This is a genomic window from Sphingomonas sp. CFBP 13733 (assembly GCF_014841795.1).
Classification (GTDB): domain Bacteria; phylum Pseudomonadota; class Alphaproteobacteria; order Sphingomonadales; family Sphingomonadaceae; genus Sphingomonas; species Sphingomonas aerolata.
Genome location: NZ_JACYUP010000006.1, coordinates 62,711 through 84,585, shown reverse-complemented (window position 1 = coordinate 84,585; position 21,875 = coordinate 62,711). Strand labels below are relative to the sequence as shown.

Sequence of the window (21,875 nt, the reverse complement as noted above, 5' to 3'; positions counted from 1 at the left end):
GAACATGACCCGCCTTGATGGGCGCGCGCTACAGCCCATAATCGGAGACAAGAATGGACGACGTCGCAACCGGGCAGATCCCTCCGCCCGCCTCGCCCGAACGGGCCGGCGATATCCTGCGTGCAACGCGCGAGGCACAGGGGCTGACGATCGCCGATGTCGGGGGCCGGACGCGCGTGCCGCTGCGGCATCTCGAGGCGATCGAGGCGTCTGATTACGCGACTTTGCCGTCGTCGACCTATGCGGTCGGGTTCGCCAAGGCCTATGCGCGCGCGGTTGGCGCGGACGAGGTACGCGTAGCCAATCTCGTGCGTGCCGAGCTCGGCAAGATCGTGCGCCGCACGCCCGAATACGAACCCTATGAAATGTCCGATCCGTCGCGGGTACCGTCGCGCGGCGTGGCGGTGATCGCGCTCGGCATCGCGCTGGCCGTGCTGATCCTGGTCGGCATCTGGTACGGCACCGACCTGTTCCGTGGCGGCGCGACCACGTCCGGGTCTGCGGCGGGATCGGTGGCGACGGTTGCCGAAGTGCCCAGCCCGACGCCGGCCTCCCCCGCAGCGGCGCCCGCGGCGCCGGCGCTGGAGACCGGGCAGGTCACGCTGGCCGCGACCGACGAAGTGTGGATGCGCGTCTATGATGCCGACAACAAGACGCTGTATCTGGGGACGATGAAGGCCGGCGATCGGTTCGACGTGCCGCGTGACGCGAAGGATCCGATGATCAACGTCGGTCGCCCGGACAAGCTGACGGTTACGCTCAACGGCTCGAACGTGCCGCCGCTGGGAACCGGCGAACGCGCGATCAAGGACGTCCGCGTCGGCGCCCCGGCGATCGCCGCACGGCTCAACGGCGCGCCTGCCGCGAGCGGTGGCGATGCCGCTGCCGAGGGGGCACCGGGCAATGCATCGGGAACGCCTTAAGGCTGGCGACAGGAATGATGTTGCAGCTATATCGCTCGTCTTATCCAGTGCCCCGGGGGGTATAGCCCATGCATAAGTCCATCATCGTCGGCATTCTGCTTGCCGGTGCATCGCTGCCCGTCGCGGCATCCGCGCAGTCGAACGTCGAAGGTCGTGTCGGCAAGCTCGAAAGCGAGATGCGCGCGGTCCAGCGCAAGGTGTTCCCGGGCGGGGCAGGGCAGCTGCTGCAGCCCGAGGTGACAGGGCCGCAGACGACCGCAGGCCCCGGTCCTGGCACGCCCGCCACCAGCGCGGTCGCCGATCTGGCGCAGCGCGTGACCTCGCTCGAACAGCAGATTGCGTCGATGACCGGGCAGGTCGAGCAGACCGAGTACAAGATCCGCCAGCTGCAGGAGCAGTTCGACGCGTATCGGCGTGCAACCGACGACCGGATGAAGCTGATCGAGGCCGCCCGGACGAACAGCGCGCCCGGTGCAGCCGGAACGGCCGTCGAGGGCACGGGGGGGCCGGACGAGGACGCCGGGCCGCCGGCGCGGCCATCGGGGGCCACCGCCGCCGCGCGGCCAGCAAACGCGGTCGAGAAGCCGTCGACCGGCAATCCGGCCGAGGACGAGTATCTCTATGGCTATCGGCTGTGGGCGGCCAAGAGCTATGCCGAGGCGCAGACGCAGCTGAAGAAGGTGGTCGCGACCTATCCGAAGGACCGGCGCGCGAGCTATGCACAGAATCTGCTTGGCCGCGCCTATCTCGACGAGGGCAAACCGAGCCTCGCGTCGATGGCGTTCTACGACAATTACAAGAAGATGCCCGATGGTGAGCGGGCGTCCGAAAGCCTCTATTATCTCGGCCAGTCGCTGACCAAGCTGAATAAGTCCGCCGATGCGTGCAAGGTGTATGACGAGCTCAACGACGTCTATGGCGCCAAGCTCTCACGCGACATGACTGCTAAGGTCGCTGCCGGACGCGCCGCCGCCAAATGCAAGTGAGCGTGCATCGCGGCGTGTGGTGGCCGGCAGGATGAGCGATCCTGTCCTCACCGAGGAGGCCCAGCGTTTTGCAGCGGAGGTCGCAAGGCTTGGCGCGGGGCTGACATCGCCCGTGCTCGCGGTGTCGGGCGGACCCGACAGCATGGCGATGCTGACGCTCGCGCAAGAATCGCTCGGGACCGGTTTCACCGTGGCCAGCGTCGATCATCGTCTGCGCCCCGAAGCCGCGGGCGAATCGGCGATGGTGGCGGCACATTGCGCGACGTTCGGAATCCGCCACGCGACGCTGGCGCCGACCGAGCCGATCACCGGGGCCAGCATCCAGGCGCAGGCGCGCGGCGTCCGCTATGCGCTGCTCGCCGATCATGCGCGCTCGATCGGTGCGGGATGCGTGCTGACCGCGCATCACGCCGACGACCAGGCCGAGACGTTCCTGATGCGCGCCGCGCGCGGGTCGGGACTGGCGGGGCTGGCAGGCGTGCGCGCCCGGACCGAGGTCGCGGGCATCCCCGTCATCCGGCCGTTGCTCGACTGGCGCCGGGCGGAGCTTCGCGCGATCGTCCGCCGCGCCGAGGTGCCGTTTTTCGACGATCCATCCAACCACGACGATCGGCATGACCGCACGCGGTTTCGTCGGTTGCTCGGCGCGAACGAATGGCTGGGCACCCCCAATCTGGCGCGCGCGGCCGCGGCACTGGCGGAGGCGGATGCCGATGTCCGCGCGGCGGTCGAATGGCTCTGGGCCGACCGTGCGAAAGTCGCGGCAGGCGAGGTCCGGCTGACGGTCGGCGACGTGCCGCGCGAGTTGTTGCGCCGCATGGTCCGGCGCGCGATCGGCGTGGTGCGTGATGCGATCACGGACGCCGCGCGCGACGGTGCCGAGCAGGACGCGGCCGCCACGATCGAGGGCGACTGGAGCGCGGCGGTCAATATCGAACGGCTGCTCGATGCACTGATCGCGGGCAAGCGCGCGACTCAGGCGGGGGTGATCGCATCGCCCCGCGCGGGTGTCTGGCGCTTCCGTCCCGCGCCGCCGCGTCGCTCGATGTAGATTCGTCCCGCGCGGACACATTGATTGCTGCCAAGTCGCGGCTTGTTCCATTGCCATTAACCTGCGCGCGCTTATCTTGTAGGTTCGAAAGGTATCCGGCACCCATGAACGACAATGACAATCGAGGGGACAACCGCGGCAACAAGCCACAGGGCCCCGAAAATGGCAGCCCGTGGATGAAGAGCCTGCTCATATGGGTCGGCATTCTCGTCGCGCTGGCGCTGTTCGTGACCATGTTCGACGGCCGCACCGCGACCTCGAGCGGCAACACGATCGCCTATTCGGCGTTCCTCGACAAGGTCGACGAGGGCACCGTCAAGGACGTGAACATCTCGCGCGACATCATCTCGGGTACGTTGTCGAGCGGCGAGAAGTTCAAGGCCTATCCGATCCAGGACGCGACGCTGGTTCCCAAGCTGCGCGAAAAGGGCGTGGCGATCAGCGCGAAGCCCGAGGAAGGGCCGTCGATGCTGGCGCTGCTCCTCTATCAGTCGCTGCCGTTCCTGCTGTTCTTGGGCATCGCGTTCTTCGTCCTGAAGCAGATGCAGAAGAATTCCGGGTCGGGCGCGATGGGCTTCGGCAAGAGCCGCGCGAAGATGCTGACGCAGAAGGAAGGCAAGGTCACCTTTGCCGACGTCGCGGGCATCGACGAGGCGCGTGAGGAGCTGGAGGAGATCGTCGAGTTCCTGAAGGACCCAACCAAGTTCGCCCGTCTCGGCGGCAAGATCCCCAAGGGCGCTCTGCTGGTCGGCTCGCCCGGTACCGGCAAGACGCTGCTCGCCCGCGCGATCGCTGGCGAGGCGGGCGTGCCGTTCTTCACGATCTCGGGTTCCGATTTCGTCGAGATGTTCGTCGGTGTCGGCGCGAGCCGCGTGCGCGACATGTTCGAGCAGGCCAAGAAGTCCGCACCGTGCATCGTCTTCATCGACGAGATCGATGCGGTCGGTCGCCATCGTGGTGCCGGTCTCGGTAACGGCAATGACGAGCGCGAGCAGACGCTGAACCAGCTGCTGGTCGAGATGGATGGCTTCGAGGCGAACGAAGGCATCATCATCATCGCCGCGACCAACCGTCCCGACGTGCTCGACCCTGCGTTGCTGCGTCCGGGTCGCTTCGATCGTCAGGTCGTCGTGCCCCGCCCGGATATCGAGGGCCGGATCAAGATCCTCGAAGTGCACATGAAGAAGGTGCCGCTGGCACCGGACGTCGATGCCCGCGTCATTGCGCGCGGTACGCCGGGCTTCTCGGGCGCGGATCTCGCCAACCTCGTCAACGAGGCGGCGCTGCATGCGGCGCGCAAGGGCAAGCGCCTGGTGGCGATGGCCGAGTTCGAGGAGGCCAAGGACAAGGTCATGATGGGCGCCGAGCGTCGCTCCATGGTCATGACCGACGACGAGAAGCGGATGACCGCCTATCACGAGGCCGGCCATGCCGTCGTCGCGATGCACGAGGCGGCGTCGGATCCGATCCACAAGGCGACGATCATTCCGCGCGGTCGTGCGCTGGGCATGGTCATGCGTCTGCCCGAGCGTGACAGCTACAGCTATCACCGCGACAAGATGTATGCGAACCTTGCGGTATCGATGGGCGGCCGCGTCGCCGAGGAGGTCATCTTCGGCTACGACAAGGTCTCGTCGGGCGCGAGCGGCGACATCCAGTACGCCACGGGTCTGGCGCGCGACATGGTCACGCGTTGGGGCATGTCGGACAAGGTCGGGCCGCTAGAATATGGCGAGCCCGAGGGTGAGTCGTTCCTCGGTTACTCGTCGAGCCGTCCGTCGCGCATGTCGAACCAGACGGCGCAGCTGATCGACGACGAGATCAAGCGGATCGTCGAAGGCGGTCTCGATCGTGCCAAGCAGGTGCTGAGCGATCATGTCGACCAGCTCCACACGGTTGCGGGCGCGCTGCTCGAATATGAGACGCTGACGGGTGATGAGATCAAGCAGCTGATCGCTGGCGAAGATCTCGACCGGCCGGACCCGGGTGCGAAGGCAAGCCTCGTACCAAAGGCGGGGACGTCGATCCCCAAGACCCGGCGACCCAATGGGCCGTTCGGAACGCCGACCCCGCTAGGCGCCTGATCCGGTTCAGCGGCTAGTCAGCTAAATGCCTCCATGGGCGGTCTTTTCTTCGGAAAGGCCGCCCATGTCGTATGTGCTTCCCAAGGCCGTGATTGCCGCGATGCTCGTGGGCGGGATGGCGATTCCCGCGTCCGCGGCGATGACCGTGGGGACGTTTCTCGCCCGCGCCAATGCATTGCGGGATCAGGGGCCGATGGCGCTGATGTCGCCCGACTTCCCGGCATTGAAGGCGGAGGCGAAGGCCGCGACGACGCAGCTGAAGGCCGAGCGGGCGGCGCGCGCCGCGGCAGGCAAGCCGCCGATCGCCTGCGTCCCCGAGGGGGAGTCGGTGGGAATCATGGACATGCTCGACGGCCTGTCGGACTTGCCGGCGAGTTATCAGAAGCGGCCGTTGAAGGACGGCTATGCGCGAGTGCTGGCGAACTTATACCCGTGTCGGTGATCGGGTGAGCCGGACGCGGGGAGGGGCTCGTCGAGGCGAGGCCAAGCAATCGCTGGCGGCCAGGTCTACTCCGTCAGGCCGTGCAGCAGGATCAGCACCACAAACGCAATTAGTACAGTAAACGCGAAGGTGAGCAGCGCGACGGTACGCCAGCCCGCCGAAACCTTGCCGAGCGCATAGGCACCACGAAGCTGCGCGAACATGTGGACCGGCGGGACGAGCAACGCCGCCATCACGATCCACCCGCTCGCCAGCCCCGCCATGCCGCCGAGCATCAGTGCGATCACCAGCAGCATCATGAACGCCAGCGAATAGGTCACAAAGACCGCGTGATCGTAGAGATGGTGCTTGCGGCGCCACAGGAACAGCAGCGCCATGAACGGCACCGAGAGCGGGATCAGCCCCCAGCTATATTTATACGCACTCGACTGGAGCTTGTAGATCATGAGGCCGGGATTGGCGTTCGCCTTGGCGATGCCGTGGTCGAGCAATGGCCAGCCGGTCTTCTTCACGTCGGTGAAGGTGAAGTCGTCCGTGTCGCGCCTGGCCGTGCCGCTTGCGCTCGTCAGCGCGCGGATGCTGCCGCGCAGGACGAGCGCCTGCGTATCGAGATCGGTGGTCGATTGACCCGCGCGCGCCGCGACCGCGCGCGCCCGCTCGACGCGGGCAAGCTCGCCACGGGCCTCGTCCAGCCCGCGTGCGAGTTCGGCGCGGTCGCGCGTCGTGGGGGCAGCAATCTGCTCGGTTATCTCGCCACCGACGACACCGATCGTCGCGAACATCAGGAAGACGGTAAACAGGAACAGCGCAAGCGGCGAGACGAACCGCGCGCGCTCGCCATTGACGTAGCGCCGGGTGAGCGTGCCGGGATGCAGGATGAGCAGCGGCAGCGTGCGCCAGATCTTGCCCTCGAAATGGAACACGCCGTGCGCAATCTCATGCCCGATCGCGCCGAGCGACCGGTGGACATGCGCGGCCTGACCACAGGCATGGCAGTGCGCGCCGATCAGCGCGGTGCCGCAATTGAGACAGAGCGCGCCCGTCGCATGCGTCCTGCCGATTGCGGTCGATTCGCCAGCACATGGTTCGAACGCGCGTCCGACCAATGCCCCCGTGGCGATGTCCGCCGCTGCCCCCATGTCCCCGTTCATAACGCAAGCGTAACGCAGCCCGGGCGTTGGCGCGAGTCGGTTTGGCGTGATAGTCGGATGGCATGACCGACCTTCCCGGCGCCGAGACGCACCCCGCAACCCTGATCGCCGACATGGGCGCGCGCGCGCGCGTCGCATCAGGCGTCCTCGCGGCGCTGCCGACTCCGCGCAAGGCGGCAGCGCTGGTGTCTGCGGCGGCAGCGCTGCGCGACGCGGCGGCGACGATCGAGGCGGCGAACCGCGAGGATATGGCGCGCGCGGCCGCCGCGGGGCTGTCGGGGGCGCTGCTCGATCGGTTGCGGCTCGATCCCGGGCGGATCGCGGCGATGGCGGACGGCGTCGCCGCGGTCGCCGCGCTGGCCGATCCGGTCGGCCAGATCATGGATTCGCGCGCACGTCCCAATGGCCTCGTCCTCAGCCGGGTCCGCGTACCGATCGGCGTGATCGGGATCATCTATGAAAGCCGGCCGAACGTGACCGCAGACGCCGCCGCGTTGTGCGTGATGGCGGGCAATGCCGCGATCCTGCGCGGCGGATCGGAAGCCGTCGCGAGCAATCGCGCGATTCACGCCGCCCTGATCGAGGGCCTCGCCGCGGGTGGGGTCCCCGCGGACGCGGTGCAGCTGGTCCCGACCACCGACCGCGCCGCGGTGGGGGCGATGCTCAAGGCGGACGGCGCGATCGACCTGATCATCCCGCGCGGCGGCAAGAGCCTCGTCGCGCGCGTCCAGGCCGAGGCGCGCGTACCGGTGCTCGCGCATCTCGACGGGATCAACCATGTCTATGTCGACGGCTCCGCCGATCCCGCGATGGCGGCGGCGGTGGTGGTCGATGCGAAGATGCGCCGGACCGGCATTTGCGGCGCGATGGAGACGCTGCTGATCGACCGCGATTATGCCGGCGCGGCCGAGCTGATCGGGCGGCTGGCCGATACAGGCTGTGTCGTGCGGGGCGATGCGGCTGCGATCGCGCTGGTCCCCGGGATCGCGGCGGCGGACGCGGCGGACTGGGATACCGAATATCTCGATGCAATCGCCTCGGTCGCGATCGTCGACGGGCTGGACGGCGCGGTCGCGCATATCGCGCGGCACGGGTCGCACCATACCGATGCGATCGTCGCGGCGGATGCGGATGTCGCCGAGCGGTTTCTCGCGCAGGTCGACAGCGCGATCGTGCTGTGGAACGCCTCGACCCAGTTTGCCGATGGCGGTGAATTCGGGCTGGGGGCGGAGATCGGCATCGCCACGGGGCGGCTCCACGCGCGCGGCCCGGTCGCGCTGGAGGGGCTGACGACCTACAAGTGGATCGGGCGCGGCACGGGGCAGGTGCGCGGGTGAGGTGTCGGGCCGATCGGCGTCGCGCGTGACGCCATGACCCGCATCGGTATTCTCGGCGGTTCGTTCAACCCGGCACACCGGGGGCACCGCGCGATCACGCTTTCGGCGATCGAGGCCTTGGCGCTCGACGAGGCGTGGTGGCTCGTCTCGCCGGGCAATCCGCTGAAAGAGGCGGCGCGCGACATGGCGCCGCTGACGGCGCGGCTCGCCTCTGCCCGGCGGATGGCGCGGCGCGCCCCGATCCGCGCCACCGATATCGAGACCCGGCTCCACACCCGCTATACGCTCGACACGATCCGCAAGCTCAGGCGGCGCCATCCGAAGATCCGCTTCATCTGGCTGATGGGCGCGGACAATCTCGCCGACTTCCACCGGTGGAAGAACTGGCGCGCGATAGCCCGCGAGGTTCCGATTGCGGTAATCGCTCGGCCGGGATATGACGGGCGCGCCCTCGCGGCCCCCGCGATGGGTTGGCTGCGGCGCTTCCAACGGCGCACAGACCATGCGAAGAGCTGGACGACGTGGAGATTGCCGGCCCTTGTGCTGTTGCGCTTCCGACCCGACCCGACCTCCGCAACCGGCCTGCGCGCCGAAAATCCCGACTGGTTCCAGCATGTTGCCGGGCCGGTAACCTGACCCAGGAGCTGACTTGGCCACTTCCCCTACTGCCCCTCGCGCGACCGACCCCGAAGAGGTTGAGGCGCTGCATCGCCTGATCCTCGCGTCGCTCGACGACGACCAGGCGGTCGAGACGATCTCGATCCCGCTCGCGGGCAAGACGAGCATCGCCGATTACATGGTGATCGCCAGCGGCCGTTCGACCCGCCAGGTTGCCTCGATGGCGCAGAAGCTGGCCGAGCGCATCAAGGCCGAGTTCAAGCGTCCGGTGAAGATCGAGGGGCTGCCGACCGCGGACTGGGTCCTGATCGACGCCACCGACATCATCGTCCACCTGTTCCGCCCCGAAGTCCGCAGCTTCTACAATCTCGAGCGGATGTGGGCGTTCGGCGATGCGCCGACGCCGCCCACTGCTCCGTTCGCCGACCTGTCCGACCAAGACTGACCCGGGTGCGCGGGCGATGCTGCTGCATATCGTCGCCCGCGGCCGGATCGGGCGATCGCCCGAAGCCGAGCTCGTCGATCGCTATCTGAAACGGATCGCCTGGCCGACCAAGGTGTCCGAGCTTCCCGACACGGGCGGGCGGATTCCCCCGGTCGGCGACCAGACCCGGCGGATCCTGCTCGACGAGAAGGGCGACGTGCTGTCGTCCATGGCGTTCGCGCGCGTGCTCGAGCGGTGGCGCGACGACGGCGTGCGCGAGGCGCGGTTCATGATCGGTGCGGCCGACGGGTTCGACGACGCCGCGCGCGACGAGGCCGACCTGCTGGTCTCCTTCGGCCGCGCGACCTGGCCGCATCTGCTCGCGCGGGCGATGCTCGCCGAACAGCTCTTCCGTGCGACGAGCATCCTGGCCAACCACCCGTATCACCGCGAAGGCTGATCGTGCGGATCACCGCGTCATCGCGCCTGTCATCGGCGGTGCTGTTGCTGTTCGCAGCGCTCGCCCTTGGTCTTGCAGCCACCCCGCGCGCGAGCGCGGCGGCGACACCGCAGCAGCGACTGATCGAGGCGAGACGCGGCGCGCGGATCGCGGCGATACGTGCCGAGCGTCTGGCCGCCGCCGCGTCGCAGGAGCGCGACGCCGCCGAGCGCGCCAAGGCCGAGGCGCGCGCAATGGCCGCGAGGATCGACGCGACCCGCGCCGACATCGCCGCCGCGCGGATCCGCCTCGCGATCCTCGAACAGTTGCTCACCGAACAGCGCGCGGCCCTGGGCGTCGTCCAGTCCCCGATCGCACGTTTGCTGGCGGCGCTGCAATCGCTCGCGCGGCGGCCGACGATCGTCGCGGTCGCGCAGCCCGGATCGGTCGACGATCTCGTCCATGTCCGTGCGGTTCTGGGCACCGCCCTGCCTGCGGTCCGGCTGCGGGCGGACGCGGTGCGCACCGCGCTCCGGCGGACCCGGCGCCTGCAGGCGGGCGCAGCGCAGGCGGCACGCGCGCTGCGTGACGGACGGATCCGGCTCGAGGCACAACGCGTCGCGCTCGCCAAACTCGAGGCGACGCATCGCCGTCGCAGCCAGGCCCTGGGGCGCGGCGCGATCGGCGAATCCGATCGCGCGATCGCGCTGGGCGAACGCGCGCGCGACCTGGTCGACAGCCTCGCCGAGTCGGGCAGTGCAGAGGCGACCGCGCTCGACCTGGCCGCGCTGGCGGGGCCGGTGCCGCGCCCGCTTGCCCCCGGCAGCATCCCCGCGGCCCGTGTCCGCGGTGCCTATCGCCTGCCCGTACGCGGTCGGCTCGTCACCGGCTTCGACGCGGTGTCCGATGTGGGCGTGCGATCGCGCGGCCTGACCTTCGCGGTCGCACCGGACGCGCGCGTGGTGGCGCCGGCGGCGGGCATCGTCCGTTACGCCCGGGCGTTTCGCGGTTATGGCCGGATCGTGATCCTCGATCATGGCGATGGCTGGACGACGCTGTTGACCGGGCTTGCCGACACCGGGGTGGAACCGGGCGTCCGCGTCGCCGCCGGATCGCGGATCGGCACCGCGCCGGGGGGCGAGGATCCGCTGATCACGGTCGAGCTTCGGCGGCGCGGGCGACCCGTCGACGCGGCCGCATTGATCGGCTAATCAACCAAGAACCGGTCGGGCGTCCATTCGCCAGACCGCGAAGACCGTCGCGGCTTTGCTCCGCGCGCACTATACCGCTACGCTGTGCCTTCCCCCGGTTTCAGGACCTTAGATGCCACGTCCGATCCTTACCGCTACCGCCATCCTCGGCGCGCTGACCCTCGTGCCGCTGGCCACCTCGGCGATGGCGGCGGTCGATACCGACACCTATCGCGAGTTCGACCAGTTTCTCGACGTCTTCAACCGCGTGAAGGCGGAATATGTCGACAAGGTCGATGACAAGACGCTGATCAAGGGCGCGATCCAGGGGATGCTCGCAAGCCTCGACCCGCATTCGAGCTATGTCGATGCGCTGGATTACGAGAATCTGCGGATCATGACCGAGGGCAATTATGGCGGCCTCGGCCTGACGGTGCAGATGGAGGACGGCGCGATCAAGGTCGTCACGCCGCAGGAGGATTCCCCCGCCGCACGCGCGGGCGTCAAGTCGGGCGATTACATCACGCATATCAACGGCAAGCTGATCTACGGCGATTCGCTCGACGAGGCGGTCGCACAGATGCGCGGCAAGCCCGGCAGCAAGATCACGCTGGGGCTCGTCCGGCCGGGTCGCGACAAGCCGCTCGACGTGTCGATGCTGCGCGAGATCATCGTTCAGAAGCCGGTGAAATGGGAAGTCCGCGGCGATGTCGGTTATATCAACATCAACACCTTCAGCGAGAATACCGGCGCGGACACGCGCGCGGCGATCATGGCGATCGACAAGTCGCTGGGGCACCGTCCGCTCGGCTATGTCGTCGATCTGCGTCAGAATGGCGGGGGGCTGCTGACCCAGGCGATCGCGGTCAGCGACGCGTTCCTCGATCACGGCGAGATCGTGTCGCAGCGCGGCCGCGAGAAGACGGATATCGAGCGCTATTATGCCAAGCCCGGCGACGACGCGCATGGCCTGCCGGTCGTCGTGCTGACCGATCCGGGGACCGCATCGGCCTCCGAGATCGTCGCCGGCGCGCTGCAGGACCACCACCGCGCGCTGATCATGGGCGAACGCACGTTCGGCAAGGGATCGGTCCAGACCGTGCTCCAGCTCGGCCCCGAGACCGCGTTGCGCCTGACGACCGCGCGCTACTTCACGCCGTCGGGCCGGTCGGTCCAGGAGGGTGGGATCGAACCCGATATCCGCGTGCCGCAGATCAGCGACCCCGATCACAAGGCGCGCCCGGTGTTCCGCGAGGCCGACCTGCGTCGTCACCTGATCAACGAGGTGAAGGCCGACAATGCGGTGCTCGAGGAAGATACCAAGGACGATCCGCGCTTCTCGGCGACGCCCGAGGCGCTGAAGAAGCAGGGGGTCGAGGACTTCCAGCTTTATTATGCGCTGAAGACGGTCGCCCGGCTCGGCGGCGCCGCGCAGGTCGCCGCCGCGACCAAGGCACCCGTCAAGTGAGCGTACGCCGCGGGCTGGGGATGACCAAGAACGAGGAGATCGCCCGGTCGATCGCGCTCGTGCTGCCGCTGCTGCTGTTGCTGGGGGCGCTCGGGTCGCAATATCTGGGCGGGCTCTATCCGTGCGAGATGTGCCACTGGCAGCGCTGGCCGCATTATTCGGCGGTGTTGCTCGCGGCGGCGACGTTCGTGGTGCCGCAGCGCTCGCTGCGCGCCTCGCTGGTGCTCGTCGCGGCATTGCTGATCGGGATCAGCGGCGCGATCGGGCTGTTCCATGCCGGGGTCGAATATCACTGGTGGAACGGCATCACCGCCTGCACCACGACGGTGTCGATGGCGGGCACGACGCCGGCCGAACGGCTCGCCGCGATCATGAACGCGCCGATGGTGCGCTGTGATTCGGCGCAGTGGTCGCTGGCGGGGATTTCGCTCGCCGGGTTCAACGCGATCTTTTCCCTGGGCGGCGCGATCACCATCTTCGTGCTGATGAGGAAGACACGATGACCACCGCAACCCCGATCCCGACCGTCCCGCGCGGCACCGGTTGGAAGCCGGGCGATCGCAAGCATCCGAGCGAGGCGATGGTCCGCGTCGACCAGGCCGGCGAATATGGCGCGATCCGCATCTATGCAGGGCAGCTCGCGGTGCTGGGCGACCGGCATCCGTCGTCGCGCCTGATCCATCACATGGCGCAGCAGGAGGAACGCCACCGCGCGTTCTTCGACCGGATGATCGTCGAGCGGCGTGTGCGGCCGACCGTGCTGCAGCCGATCTGGAAGGTCGCGGGCTTCGCGCTTGGCGCGGTCACGGCCGCGATCAGCCCGCGTGCCGCGATGGCCTGCACCGCGGCGGTCGAGACCGAGATCGACAAGCATTATGCCGAGCAACTCGTCGCGCTGGGCGACAGCGATCCCGAACTGAGCGCCGCGATCCTCGATTTCCAGGCCGAGGAGCTGGAGCACAAGGCGACCGCGATCGCTGCCGGGGCGGAAGAAACCCCCGGCTATCCGGTGATGAGCGCGCTGATCCGGCTGGGGTGCAAGGTCGCGATCGCGACCGCGAAACGGATCTGACCGCGGCGCCAGCCGTTGGGACTGAAACGCGTGGCCTTGCGGCGTTCAGCCTAGGGCCACCGACGATCGCCGATCCTGTCGGCCAACAGATACGGATTATGGGAGTGGTGCGTATGAGGATGATGATGGCGGCGGCCTTGCTGGTCGCCGGCCCGGTGGCGGCGCAGACGGTGACGTCGGGTGCGGCCATCCCGGCCAAGCCCGGTGCCCCCGCAGCCAAGCCCGCCTCCGCGCCGGGTGAGGTGTCGCGCAGCGCGCCGGTCAACGGCGTGCTCACGCTGTTCGGCAACGAGCGCTGCCCGACCAATGCACAGGGCGAGGAAATCGTCATCTGCGTGCGTCGCAGCGCGCAGGAGCAATATCGCGTCCCCAAGGAGTTGCGCGAGTTCGCCGTGACGCCCGAAAATGAGAGCTGGGCGGCCAAGGCGCAGGGTACGCTTGGCACCGGTGTCGGTGCGAACAGCATCGGCAGTTGTTCGACCGTCGGGCCGGGCGGCGCAACCGGATGCTTCGGGCAGCGCGTTCGCGAAGCGCGCCGCGAAAACAAGGAGCGTGCAGCCGAGGTGCCCGTCCTCCCCTAAGCTGCCGCGACCGGTTTGCGTGCAGGGCGCGAACCCGTCGATGCTGTTGCGTCGTCAAAGACAACCGCATAGCGTCGGCTCGTCCGCGTGACTGGCGCCGAGTGGATCACCACGGGGAAGCGCGGACGGTTCCGCCGCGCGCCTGGGCAGCCCCTCTGGACGGAGCCTGTGCCATGCGCGACCCTCTTCGTATCGCCTTCCTGCTGTTTCCCAACGTCACCCAGCTCGACCTCACCGGTCCTGCCCAGATCCTGTCGCGGCTTGGCGAGGCGCAGGTCGATCTTGTCTGGAAGACGCGCGATCCGGTGCCAACCGACGCCGGGTTTTCGATCCTTCCGACCGCGATCTTTGCCGAGGTGCCGTACGCGGACATCCTTTGCGTCCCGGGAGGCTTCGGACTCAACGACGTCATCGCCGACGACGAAGCGATGGCATGGGTGGGGGCCGTCGGGGCAGGCGCGACATGGGTCACCAGTGTCTGCACCGGCTCGTTGATCCTGGGTGCCGCAGGATTGCTCGACGGGTACCGCGCGGGGTGCCACTGGGCTCAGCGTGACATGTTGCCGCTCTTCGGTGCGATCCCCGTCGACGCGCGCACCGTGGTCGATCGGAACCGAGTCACCGGCGGCGGTGTGACGGCGGGCATCGACTTTGCGCTGACGCTGATCGCGCTTATCCGCGGCGAGGCGCATGCACGCATGGTGCAATTGGCGCTCGAATATGATCCCCAGCCACCGTTTGACAGCGGCTCACCCGCACAGGCCGGGCCGGAGATCGTCGCCGCGTACCAGCGGCGTGTGCAGGCGCTGGCACCGACGCGTGACGAAGACCTGCGCGCGCTTGCCCGGCGTCGTGGTTACGGGTGACGCTTCAGCCCGCGGACGCGGTGCCAGATATAGAAGCCGACCAGCGCGATCAGGACGATGCCGATCAGCAGGTCCGCGCTGTGGAAGGCGGCCTTCACACGCGGGTCGCTGTCCCATTTGTCGCCGAGCTTCATGCCGACCCAGGCAAGCCCGAAGCACCACGGCCAGGAGCCGATGAAGGTGTAGAGGTGGAAGGGCACGAGCTTCATCCGCGCGACACCCGCCGGAAAGGCGATGAACGAGCGGATGACGGGGAGCAGACGCCCGATCAGCACCGCCATGCTGCCCCAGCGCGCAAAGAACCGGTCCGCCGTATCGAGCTCGCCCGGCCCGATCAGGACATAGCGACCCCAGCGCTCGGCCATCGGTCGACCGCCGCGCTTGCCGACCTCATAGGCGACGATCGAGCCGAGGTTGCACCCGATCGCGCCCGCGGTGGCGGCGAGATACAGGTCGAACCGGCCGGTCGACACCAGATAGCCGGCGAACGGCATGATGATCTCGGATGGAAGCGGGATACACGCGCTTTCGATCGCCATGAGGATCGCGATGCCGACATAGCCGCCGGACGAGATCACCCAGATCGTGAAGGTGGCCAGCACGGCCAGAATCTTTTCGAACATGGCGCGGGGATTTGCGCGATGCGGCGCGCGAAGGGAAGGGCCAATCGGTTCGCCTAGGCCAGCCGCGTGCCGGCCATTCGCAGATCCTCGACGAATCGCGCATATTCCTCGTCGGCCTGAACCTTGTCGGGCAGGCGCAGCAGGTAGCTGGGATGGACGGTGATCCATGCCTCGCCGCCGCCGGGAAGCTGCAGCGCGCGGCCGCGTTCCTTGCCGATCGTCATCACCTTGCCGAACAGCGAGCGGGCCGCGGTGGCGCCGAGCGCGATCGTCACCTTGGGCGCGACGAGCATCTGCTCCTGCTCGATCCACCACCGGCAGGCCTCGATCTCGCCGGCGCCGGGCTTGGCGTGGATGCGCCGCTTGCCGCGCTGCTCGAACTTGAAATGCTTGACCGCGTTGGTGACATAGGCGCGGCTGCGGTCGAGTCCCGCCTCCGCCATCGCGCGATCGAACATCTGACCGGCGGGGCCGACGAACGGCCGCCCGGCAAGATCCTCCTGGTCGCCCGGCTGTTCGCCGACGAACATCAGCGGCGCGTCGATCGGTCCCTCGCCGAACACGGTCTGGGTCGCGGGCTTGTAGAGCGGGCAGCGGGTACAGCCCGCGGCCTCGTCGCGCAGCGCCTCCCAGGCGATCATGCTGTTACCGCCGACGACGTCGCGGGCGCGCTCGATCATGCCGCTCTCGCGTGCCTGTGCGGTGGCGATCATGCCGGGGACGAGATCGGTTTCGGGCATGTTCTTCCAGTATTTCCGGGGCATCTCCTTCAACATCGCGCCGATCTTGACGCGCGCGGGGTTGAAGGTGCTGGCGTAATAGGTCTTCCAGACCTCTTCGGTCGGGTCGCCCTCGGGTGCGTCGGTCTTCTTGGCGCCTGGCCCTTCGCTGAGCATCGTCCCGTCCCAGTGGATCGCGACCTCGGGGGTCAGGATCGACCAGTGCATGCTCGCGAAGCGATTGACGAAGAAGGCGGCGTTGGCGCGGACGATGTGGTGATCGGGTTCGAACCAGGCGACGAACCGGGTTGCGCCCTCTTCCTCGACCTCGCGGAAGCGCAGGAACGCGCGCATCTTGTGGATGTCGCGGCGGACATCCTTCGCAATCCGGTCAAGCCGTCGCACGAGCGGATCGGCCCGATCCTCGATCAGCTTGGGTTCCCGGCGCAGGCGGTGGAGCAGCGTGTAAAGCAACGCGAACCGCTCCGAGTCGCTGCCGAGGATGACGCTGCGGGCAAGATCGAGGAACGCGCGCGGGACCGAGACGGTCGCGGAGGCAGCCCGCGGCGCGGATGCTGCAGGAGGATCCGGTGGCACCGTCCCGAACAGGTCGGCGGGGGCGCTACCGACCTGCCACACCACGTCGTCGGGGGGCACGTCATCGGCCATCAGGCCGCGCGCTGCATCGCGCCAGCCATCGAAATCGTCCGGTTCGGCAAGGGTCACGACGCGCATCGCCGGTTCTACGCCGGGTAGCGGCGCTTGTTCCGCCGCGCTTGTATCTCGACCCCGGCGGATCGCCGTCCTATTTTATGGTGATGACCCAACAGACCTCAGCCCCGGAACCCGCTCGTCCGCTGATCGGGCGCGATACACGCCTGTGCATGTCCTTGTCCGCTCGACCGGGCAATTTCGGGACCCGGTTCCATAATCGGCTCTATGCGCTGACCGGGCTCGACTATGTCTACAAGGCGTTCTCGACCCGTGACTTGGAGGGCGCGGTGCGCGGTATCCGGGCGCTCGACATCCGCGGCTGCGCGATCTCGATGCCGTTCAAGGAGGCGGTGATCGCGCTGCTCAATGGACTCGCGCCCTCGGCCGCGGCGATCGACAGCGTCAACACGATCGTGAACGACGATGGCGTGCTGACCGGGCACAACACGGATTATGCCGCGGTCGCGGCGCTGATCGTGGATATCGACCCGGCAACGCGGTTCGTGCTGCGCGGGTCGGGCGGGATGGCGAAGGCGGTCGCCGCGGCATTGCGCGACACGGGGTTTCGCAACGGCGTCATCGTCGCGCGCAACGAACCCGCCGGGCGCGCGCTCGCCGATCTCTATGGCTTCGCATGGGCCGCGGATCTTCACACCGAAGAGCAGGCGAACCTGCTGATCAACGTCACGCCGATGGGGATGACGGGAGCCGATGCGGACGCGCTCGCCTTTCCGCCGGCGATGATCGCGACGAGCGCCATTGCGTTCGACGTCGTGCAATATCCCCCGGAAACGCCGTTCCTGCGCGCCGCAGCGGCGGCGGGGAAACGCTGCATCACCGGCACCGAGGTCGCGATCCTTCAGGCGCTCGAGCAGTTCGTGCTCTACACCGGCATCCGCCCGACCGACGCGCAGGTCGCCGACGCCGCCGCCTTCGCGCGGGCTCACGGCTGAGCTCCGGCGGCGATTTGCCCTTGTGATCGGGCAGGGGCGGCACAAGATATGCTGCACTGCACCATTCACGGGGCCGGGCGTCAAGGCGTCGGGCGCGCATGACGGGACGATCGATGGCCAGGCTTTCGGAAACACTCGCGCAACTGGCGCAGGCGCGACGCGCCGCGGCGGCGCGCTTCGCCGAGCAGCCGGAGGGCGAGGACTCGCGCCTGCGTCCGCTCGAATCGTTCGGCGCGAATCCCGGCGCGTTGCGTGCGTTGACCTATGTGCCCGAGGCGACGTCCGACCGGCGGATGCCATTGGTCGTGGTCCTCCATGGCTGCACGCAGACCGCCACGGGGTACGACCGGGGGGCAGGCTGGTCCGACCTCGCCGACCGGCACGGGTTCGCCGTGCTCTATCCCGAGCAGCAGCGCGCGAATAACGGCAATCTCTGCTTCAACTGGTTCGACGCCGAGGACATTCGCCGCGGTGGCGGTGAGGCGCAGTCGATCCGGTCGATGATCGCAACGATGGTCCGGGACGTCGCGATTGATCCCGACCGCATCTATGTAACGGGATTGTCGGCCGGCGGCGCGATGGCTGGCGTGATGCTCGCCACCTATCCCGAGCTGTTCGCTGCCGGGGCGATTATCGCAGGTCTTCCCTATGGCACCGCGACCTCGATGTCGCAGGCGCTCGACCGGATGCGCGGGCGCGGCCTGCCCGCCGATTCCGCGCTGGCCGCGCTGGTCGACGGCGCGGCGCCGGCCGGCGGACGCGTGCCACGCGTCTCGGTCTGGCACGGCGATGCCGACGCGACCGTGGTGCCTGCCAATGCCGATGCGATCATCGCACAGTGGCGCGGCGTGCACGGGCTCGCCTACGCACCCGACGAGGTCGAACAGGTCGAAGGCCATGCCCATCGCCTCTGGCGCGACGCGCAGCGCCGTGCCGCGGTCGAGGAGTATCGGATCCGCGGGCTGGGCCATGGCACACCGCTGGCCACGACGGGCGCCGACGGCCTCGGCCAGCCGGGTCCGCACATGCTGGAGGCGGGGATCTCGTCGACGCTGCACAGCGCCGCGTTCTTCGGGCTGATCGAGCGCCCATCGGCGCGCGCGGCGGCAACCCGCGCGAAGCCGAAGCCCGCATCGCCGCATCCGCACCCATGGAGCCACAGTCCGGGCCGATCGCAGGTCGGCGACATGATCAACGGTGCGCTCCGCGCTGCGGGGCTGCTGCGCTAGGCGCGGACCCGGCGACGGTGCGGGCGGCCGGCGCAGGTCGTGGCGCCGAGGATCGATCGAGATCCGCGCCAACCGCGAAGGCGGCGGCTTGCGGGGTGGCGATCCACTGTTATACCTTGGTATAACAGTCGTCGTATTCCGGGGAAAAATCCATGTCGTTGAAGCTCTTGGCCCTTGCTGGCGTCGCCACCGCCGCGCTTGTCGCGCCGGTTGGCGCGCAGGTCGCAAAGCCTGCACCGGTCGCCACGCTCGTCACCTCGGTCGATATTCCCTATCAGCAGTTCACGCTGAAGAACGGGTTGCGCGTGATCGTGCACACCGACCGCAAGGCGCCGGTCGTCGCGGTGTCGGTCTGGTATGACGTCGGGTCGAAGCACGAGCCGCAGGGCCGCACGGGCTTTGCGCATCTGTTCGAGCATCTGATGTTCAACGGCAGCGAGAATGCGCCGGGCGATTTCTTCGCGCCGCTGAAGGAGGTCGGGGCGACCGACTTTAACGGCACGACCTCGTTCGACCGGACCAACTATTTCGAGACGGTCCCCGCCGCTGCGCTCGAGCGCGCGCTGTTCCTCGAGAGCGACCGGATGGGGCATCTGACCGGCGCGATCACGCAAGGTGTGCTCGACGAGCAGCGCGGCGTCGTCCAGAACGAGAAGCGCCAGGGCGACAACCAGCCTTACGGCCTCGTCCAATACAAGCTGTTCGGCGGGCTGTTCCCCGCGGACACGCCCTATGGCCACACCCCGATCGGGTCGATGGCGGATCTCGACCGCGCCAGCCTTGCCGATGTGAAGGACTGGTTCCGCTCGCATTACGGCCCCAACAATGCGGTGCTGGTGCTCGCGGGCGATGTCGATGCGGCGACCGCAAAGCCGCTGGTCGAGAAATATTTCGGCGATATCAAGACGGGCCCCAAGTCGGTCCTGCCGACCGTCACCGTGCCGACACTCACCGCACCGGTGAACGAGGTGATGAAGGACCGTGTCGCCGCGGTGATGATCACCAAGAACTGGGCGGTACCGGGGATGCTCGATCCCGATGCCGCGGCGCTCGACGTCGGCGGTACGGTGCTGGGCGGGCTCGCCTCGTCGCGGCTCGACAATGCGCTGGTCCGCAAGGAGAAGCTCGCGGTCAACGTGTCCGCCGGCTATAGCGACATGGCGCAGATCGGCATGTTCACGATCCGCGCGATCGTGCGGCCGGGCGTCGATCCCGCGGTCGTGTCGAAGCGGCTCGACGAGATCCTTGCCGACTTCCTGAAGACCGGACCGACCGCGGACGAGATCCAGCGCGTCCAGACCCAGGCGGTTGCGGGCCGGATCCGCGGCTATGAATCGGTCGGCGGGTTCGGCGGCAAGGCGGTCGCGCTGGCGGGCGGCGCGCTTTATGCGAACGACCCGGGCCACTACAAGAAGGAGCTGGCGGCGATCGCAGCGCAGACGCCGGCAAGCGTCAAGGCGGCCGCGACGCGCTGGCTGACGCGCCCCGCCTACACGCTGACCGTGGTCGACGGCGAGCGCGACAAATATGAGGAGGCGGTCGTGCCGCCTGCGGTCGCGGTGAAGCCCGCGGCCGAGACGCCGGTCAAGGGCACACGCGCCGGCGGCATCCCCGCGGTCGGCACGCTGACCGGGCTTGCCTTCCCTGCGGTCGAGCGCGCGCGGCTGTCGAACGGGATCGAGCTCGTCTATGCGCGTCGCGATGCGGTGCCGATCACGCAGGCGGTGCTGAGCTTCGACGCGGGCTATGCCGCCGATGTCGCGGACAAGCTCGGCACGCAGCAGCTGACGCTGAGCGTGATGGACGAGGGGACGCGGACGCTCGACGGGATCGCGCTGGCCGAGGCGCGCGAGCGGCTGGGCGCGTCGATCGGGACGGGCACCTCGCTCGACCGGACGACGCTGTCGATGAGCGTACCGAGCGCGAACCTGACGCCCGCGGTCGCGCTGTTCGCGGATATCGCGCGCAATCCGGCCTTCGCGGACGAGGAGGTCGGTCGAGTCCGCAATCAGCAGCTGGCCGGGATCCAGCAGGAACTGACCAGCCCGCAGGGCCTGGGCAACCGCGTGATCGGCAAGCTGATCAACGGCGATACCCCTTACGGCAAGGCACAGGGTGGCGGTGATCCGAAGGCGGTCGCCGCGTTGACGCGCGCCGACCTGATCGCGTTCCAGCAGGCGTGGCTGCGCCCCGACAAGGCGAAGATCTTCGTCGTCAGCGACCGCCCGCTCGCCGAGGTCAGGGCGGTGCTCGACCGCGGGTTTGGCGACTGGACGGCGCAGGGGCCGGCGGGCGTCAAGAGCTTCCCGACGACGCGCACCCCGCTGACGCCGAAAATCGTGCTGGTCGACCGGCCCAACAGCCCGCAGTCGTTGATTCTCGCGGGCCAGCGGACCGGGTTGAAGGGCAGCGACGACATGCTGGTGTTCAACACCGCGAACGATGCGCTGGGTGGCAGCTTCCTCAGCCGGATCAACATGGACCTGCGCGAGGAGAAGCACTGGTCCTACGGCGCGGGCGGGCGGTTCCAGACGGCCGCGTTCGATGCGCCCTATGGCATTTCGGCCGGGGTGCAGGCGGACAAGACCGGCCCGTCGATCACCGCGTTGCAGCAGGACGTGACGCAGTTCGTGACGACCAAGCCGATGACCCAGACCGAATTCGGGCTGGCGATCGACGGCGGGATTCGCGCGTTGCCCGGCAGCTTCGAGACGTCGGGCGCGGTGCTCGGCGCGATGCAGCAGAATGATTTGTTGAAGCGCCCCGACGATTATTACGCGACGATCACGCGACGCTACGGCGCGCTGACCCTGCCGCAGCTGAACACCGCGATCGCGGGGGTGATCGACGTGAAGAAATTCACCTGGGTGGTCGTCGGCGATGCCAAGACGGTCAAGCCGCAGCTTGACAGCCTGGGGTTGCCGGTCGAGGTCGTGAGCGCGGCTTCGGTCGCGGGGCTGCCGGTGGTTCCGGTGACGCCGCTTGCGGCCAAGGCCAAGTAATCG

The 21,875-nt window shown here is 68.3% G+C and carries 21 protein-coding genes and 1 riboswitch; of the genes, 18 read left to right on the top strand and 3 right to left on the bottom strand.

What is annotated here, in order from left to right; all coding sequences use genetic code 11:
* Nucleotides 1–53 precede the first annotated feature (53 nt).
* The 5 genes from IFT71_RS17455 to IFT71_RS17435 all read left to right on the top strand — a co-directional run bounded on the left by IFT71_RS17455 (nucleotide 54) and on the right by IFT71_RS17435 (nucleotide 5,486).
* A complete protein-coding gene (locus IFT71_RS17455; protein ID WP_043158400.1) occupies nucleotides 54–923 on the top strand; it encodes a helix-turn-helix domain-containing protein in 870 nt (289 codons plus the stop codon).
* Between the two features lie 68 nt (nucleotides 924–991).
* Nucleotides 992–1,909: a YbgF trimerization domain-containing protein gene (locus IFT71_RS17450; RefSeq protein ID WP_192142534.1), complete on the top strand. Its 918-nt coding sequence runs from the start codon at nucleotides 992–994 to the stop codon at nucleotides 1,907–1,909.
* Between the two features lie 31 nt (nucleotides 1,910–1,940).
* Entirely contained in the window at nucleotides 1,941–2,960 is a 1,020-nt protein-coding gene (tilS, locus tag IFT71_RS17445) for a tRNA lysidine(34) synthetase TilS (RefSeq protein WP_192142532.1), read from the top strand.
* A 104-nt stretch (nucleotides 2,961–3,064) separates the two neighbouring features.
* Entirely contained in the window at nucleotides 3,065–5,044 is a 1,980-nt protein-coding gene (gene ftsH, locus IFT71_RS17440; RefSeq protein ID WP_031396187.1) for an ATP-dependent zinc metalloprotease FtsH, read from the top strand.
* Between the two features lie 64 nt (nucleotides 5,045–5,108).
* On the top strand, nucleotides 5,109–5,486 hold the full coding sequence (locus tag IFT71_RS17435; RefSeq protein ID WP_244655021.1) for a hypothetical protein: 378 nt from the start codon (nucleotides 5,109–5,111) through the stop codon (nucleotides 5,484–5,486).
* A gap of 65 nt (nucleotides 5,487–5,551) precedes the next feature.
* On the opposite strand, the gene IFT71_RS17430 is transcribed toward IFT71_RS17435, so the two are convergent.
* On the bottom strand, nucleotides 5,552–6,637 hold the full coding sequence (locus tag IFT71_RS17430) for a DUF3667 domain-containing protein (protein ID WP_192142525.1): 1,086 nt from the start codon (nucleotides 6,635–6,637) through the stop codon (nucleotides 5,552–5,554).
* Between the two features lie 62 nt (nucleotides 6,638–6,699).
* Here IFT71_RS17430 and IFT71_RS17425 point away from each other — a divergent pair, with 62 nt between their 5' ends.
* From IFT71_RS17425 to IFT71_RS17380, 10 genes are all read left to right on the top strand, one after another.
* The gene (locus tag IFT71_RS17425; RefSeq protein WP_192142522.1) at nucleotides 6,700–7,974 is read left to right on the top strand and encodes a glutamate-5-semialdehyde dehydrogenase; all 1,275 of its coding nucleotides are present in this window, start codon (nucleotides 6,700–6,702) and stop codon (nucleotides 7,972–7,974) included.
* A gap of 33 nt (nucleotides 7,975–8,007) precedes the next feature.
* On the top strand, nucleotides 8,008–8,610 hold the full coding sequence (locus IFT71_RS17420; protein WP_192142520.1) for a nicotinate-nucleotide adenylyltransferase: 603 nt from the start codon (nucleotides 8,008–8,010) through the stop codon (nucleotides 8,608–8,610).
* Nucleotides 8,611–8,623: 13 nt separating this feature from the next.
* Complete coding sequence (gene rsfS / locus IFT71_RS17415; RefSeq protein ID WP_031395980.1) at nucleotides 8,624–9,037, top strand: ribosome silencing factor; 414 nt, start codon at nucleotides 8,624–8,626, stop codon at nucleotides 9,035–9,037.
* Between the two features lie 16 nt (nucleotides 9,038–9,053).
* The gene (locus tag IFT71_RS17410; RefSeq protein ID WP_031395979.1) at nucleotides 9,054–9,476 is read left to right on the top strand and encodes a 23S rRNA (pseudouridine(1915)-N(3))-methyltransferase RlmH; all 423 of its coding nucleotides are present in this window, start codon (nucleotides 9,054–9,056) and stop codon (nucleotides 9,474–9,476) included.
* Nucleotides 9,477–9,478: 2 nt separating this feature from the next.
* Nucleotides 9,479–10,666, top strand: a complete 1,188-nt coding sequence (locus IFT71_RS17405) for a murein hydrolase activator EnvC family protein (RefSeq protein ID WP_342212689.1) — start codon at nucleotides 9,479–9,481, stop codon at nucleotides 10,664–10,666.
* Nucleotides 10,667–10,778: 112 nt separating this feature from the next.
* Nucleotides 10,779–12,113, top strand: coding sequence for a S41 family peptidase (locus tag IFT71_RS17400; protein ID WP_031439957.1), 1,335 nt, complete (start codon nucleotides 10,779–10,781; stop codon nucleotides 12,111–12,113).
* A 20-nt stretch (nucleotides 12,114–12,133) separates the two neighbouring features.
* Complete coding sequence (locus IFT71_RS17395) at nucleotides 12,134–12,616, top strand: disulfide bond formation protein B (protein WP_031395676.1); 483 nt, start codon at nucleotides 12,134–12,136, stop codon at nucleotides 12,614–12,616.
* On the top strand, nucleotides 12,613–13,185 hold the full coding sequence (locus tag IFT71_RS17390; RefSeq protein WP_042466726.1) for a demethoxyubiquinone hydroxylase family protein: 573 nt from the start codon (nucleotides 12,613–12,615) through the stop codon (nucleotides 13,183–13,185). The genes IFT71_RS17395 and IFT71_RS17390 overlap by 4 nt, the downstream gene beginning before the upstream one ends.
* Before the next feature lie 113 nt (nucleotides 13,186–13,298).
* Nucleotides 13,299–13,766 (top strand): hypothetical protein, encoded by a 468-nt coding sequence (locus IFT71_RS17385; protein ID WP_056408911.1) that lies wholly within the window; start codon nucleotides 13,299–13,301, stop codon nucleotides 13,764–13,766.
* Nucleotides 13,767–13,843: 77 nt separating this feature from the next.
* Nucleotides 13,844–13,921, top strand: a riboswitch (ZMP/ZTP riboswitch).
* 18 nt (nucleotides 13,922–13,939) lie between these two features.
* Entirely contained in the window at nucleotides 13,940–14,632 is a 693-nt protein-coding gene (locus tag IFT71_RS17380) for a DJ-1/PfpI family protein (RefSeq protein WP_056408912.1), read from the top strand.
* Here the strand turns inward: IFT71_RS17380 and IFT71_RS17375 are convergent.
* Together IFT71_RS17375 and IFT71_RS17370 are read right to left on the bottom strand one after the other, a co-directional pair.
* Nucleotides 14,623–15,255, bottom strand: a complete 633-nt coding sequence (locus IFT71_RS17375) for a DedA family protein (RefSeq protein ID WP_031439961.1) — start codon at nucleotides 15,253–15,255, stop codon at nucleotides 14,623–14,625. The two genes, IFT71_RS17380 and IFT71_RS17375, sit on opposite strands and share 10 nt — an antisense overlap.
* Before the next feature lie 53 nt (nucleotides 15,256–15,308).
* Entirely contained in the window at nucleotides 15,309–16,709 is a 1,401-nt protein-coding gene (locus tag IFT71_RS17370; protein ID WP_192142518.1) for a UdgX family uracil-DNA binding protein, read from the bottom strand.
* Between the two features lie 83 nt (nucleotides 16,710–16,792).
* Between IFT71_RS17370 and IFT71_RS17365 the strand changes: the two genes are divergently transcribed.
* From IFT71_RS17365 to IFT71_RS17355, 3 genes are all read left to right on the top strand, one after another.
* The gene (locus IFT71_RS17365) at nucleotides 16,793–17,641 is read left to right on the top strand and encodes a shikimate 5-dehydrogenase (protein WP_192142516.1); all 849 of its coding nucleotides are present in this window, start codon (nucleotides 16,793–16,795) and stop codon (nucleotides 17,639–17,641) included.
* A 113-nt stretch (nucleotides 17,642–17,754) separates the two neighbouring features.
* On the top strand, nucleotides 17,755–18,870 hold the full coding sequence (locus IFT71_RS17360) for an extracellular catalytic domain type 1 short-chain-length polyhydroxyalkanoate depolymerase (protein WP_192142508.1): 1,116 nt from the start codon (nucleotides 17,755–17,757) through the stop codon (nucleotides 18,868–18,870).
* A 152-nt stretch (nucleotides 18,871–19,022) separates the two neighbouring features.
* A complete protein-coding gene (locus IFT71_RS17355; RefSeq protein ID WP_192142506.1) occupies nucleotides 19,023–21,872 on the top strand; it encodes a M16 family metallopeptidase in 2,850 nt (949 codons plus the stop codon).
* Nucleotides 21,873–21,875: the final 3 nt, after the last annotated feature.

Excerpts from the sequence above, each read along its gene's own strand:
- IFT71_RS17455 (WP_043158400.1), top strand. The coding sequence starts at position 54 with ATGGACGACGTCGCAACCGGGCAGATCCCTCCGCCCGCCTCGCCCGAA.
- IFT71_RS17450 (WP_192142534.1), top strand. The coding sequence starts at position 992 with ATGCATAAGTCCATCATCGTCGGCATTCTGCTTGCCGGTGCATCGCTG.
- tilS (WP_192142532.1), top strand. The coding sequence starts at position 1,941 with ATGAGCGATCCTGTCCTCACCGAGGAGGCCCAGCGTTTTGCAGCGGAG.
- ftsH (WP_031396187.1), top strand. The coding sequence starts at position 3,065 with ATGAACGACAATGACAATCGAGGGGACAACCGCGGCAACAAGCCACAG.
- IFT71_RS17435 (WP_244655021.1), top strand. The coding sequence starts at position 5,109 with ATGTCGTATGTGCTTCCCAAGGCCGTGATTGCCGCGATGCTCGTGGGC.
- IFT71_RS17430 (WP_192142525.1), bottom strand. The coding sequence starts at position 6,637 with ATGAACGGGGACATGGGGGCAGCGGCGGACATCGCCACGGGGGCATTG.
- IFT71_RS17425 (WP_192142522.1), top strand. The coding sequence starts at position 6,700 with ATGACCGACCTTCCCGGCGCCGAGACGCACCCCGCAACCCTGATCGCC.
- IFT71_RS17420 (WP_192142520.1), top strand. The coding sequence starts at position 8,008 with ATGACCCGCATCGGTATTCTCGGCGGTTCGTTCAACCCGGCACACCGG.
- IFT71_RS17410 (WP_031395979.1), top strand. The coding sequence starts at position 9,054 with ATGCTGCTGCATATCGTCGCCCGCGGCCGGATCGGGCGATCGCCCGAA.
- IFT71_RS17400 (WP_031439957.1), top strand. The coding sequence starts at position 10,779 with ATGCCACGTCCGATCCTTACCGCTACCGCCATCCTCGGCGCGCTGACC.
- IFT71_RS17395 (WP_031395676.1), top strand. The coding sequence starts at position 12,134 with ATGACCAAGAACGAGGAGATCGCCCGGTCGATCGCGCTCGTGCTGCCG.
- IFT71_RS17390 (WP_042466726.1), top strand. The coding sequence starts at position 12,613 with ATGACCACCGCAACCCCGATCCCGACCGTCCCGCGCGGCACCGGTTGG.
- IFT71_RS17385 (WP_056408911.1), top strand. The coding sequence starts at position 13,299 with ATGAGGATGATGATGGCGGCGGCCTTGCTGGTCGCCGGCCCGGTGGCG.
- IFT71_RS17380 (WP_056408912.1), top strand. The coding sequence starts at position 13,940 with ATGCGCGACCCTCTTCGTATCGCCTTCCTGCTGTTTCCCAACGTCACC.
- IFT71_RS17375 (WP_031439961.1), bottom strand. The coding sequence starts at position 15,255 with ATGTTCGAAAAGATTCTGGCCGTGCTGGCCACCTTCACGATCTGGGTG.
- IFT71_RS17370 (WP_192142518.1), bottom strand. The coding sequence starts at position 16,709 with ATGCGCGTCGTGACCCTTGCCGAACCGGACGATTTCGATGGCTGGCGC.
- IFT71_RS17365 (WP_192142516.1), top strand. The coding sequence starts at position 16,793 with ATGACCCAACAGACCTCAGCCCCGGAACCCGCTCGTCCGCTGATCGGG.
- IFT71_RS17360 (WP_192142508.1), top strand. The coding sequence starts at position 17,755 with ATGGCCAGGCTTTCGGAAACACTCGCGCAACTGGCGCAGGCGCGACGC.
- IFT71_RS17355 (WP_192142506.1), top strand. The coding sequence starts at position 19,023 with ATGTCGTTGAAGCTCTTGGCCCTTGCTGGCGTCGCCACCGCCGCGCTT.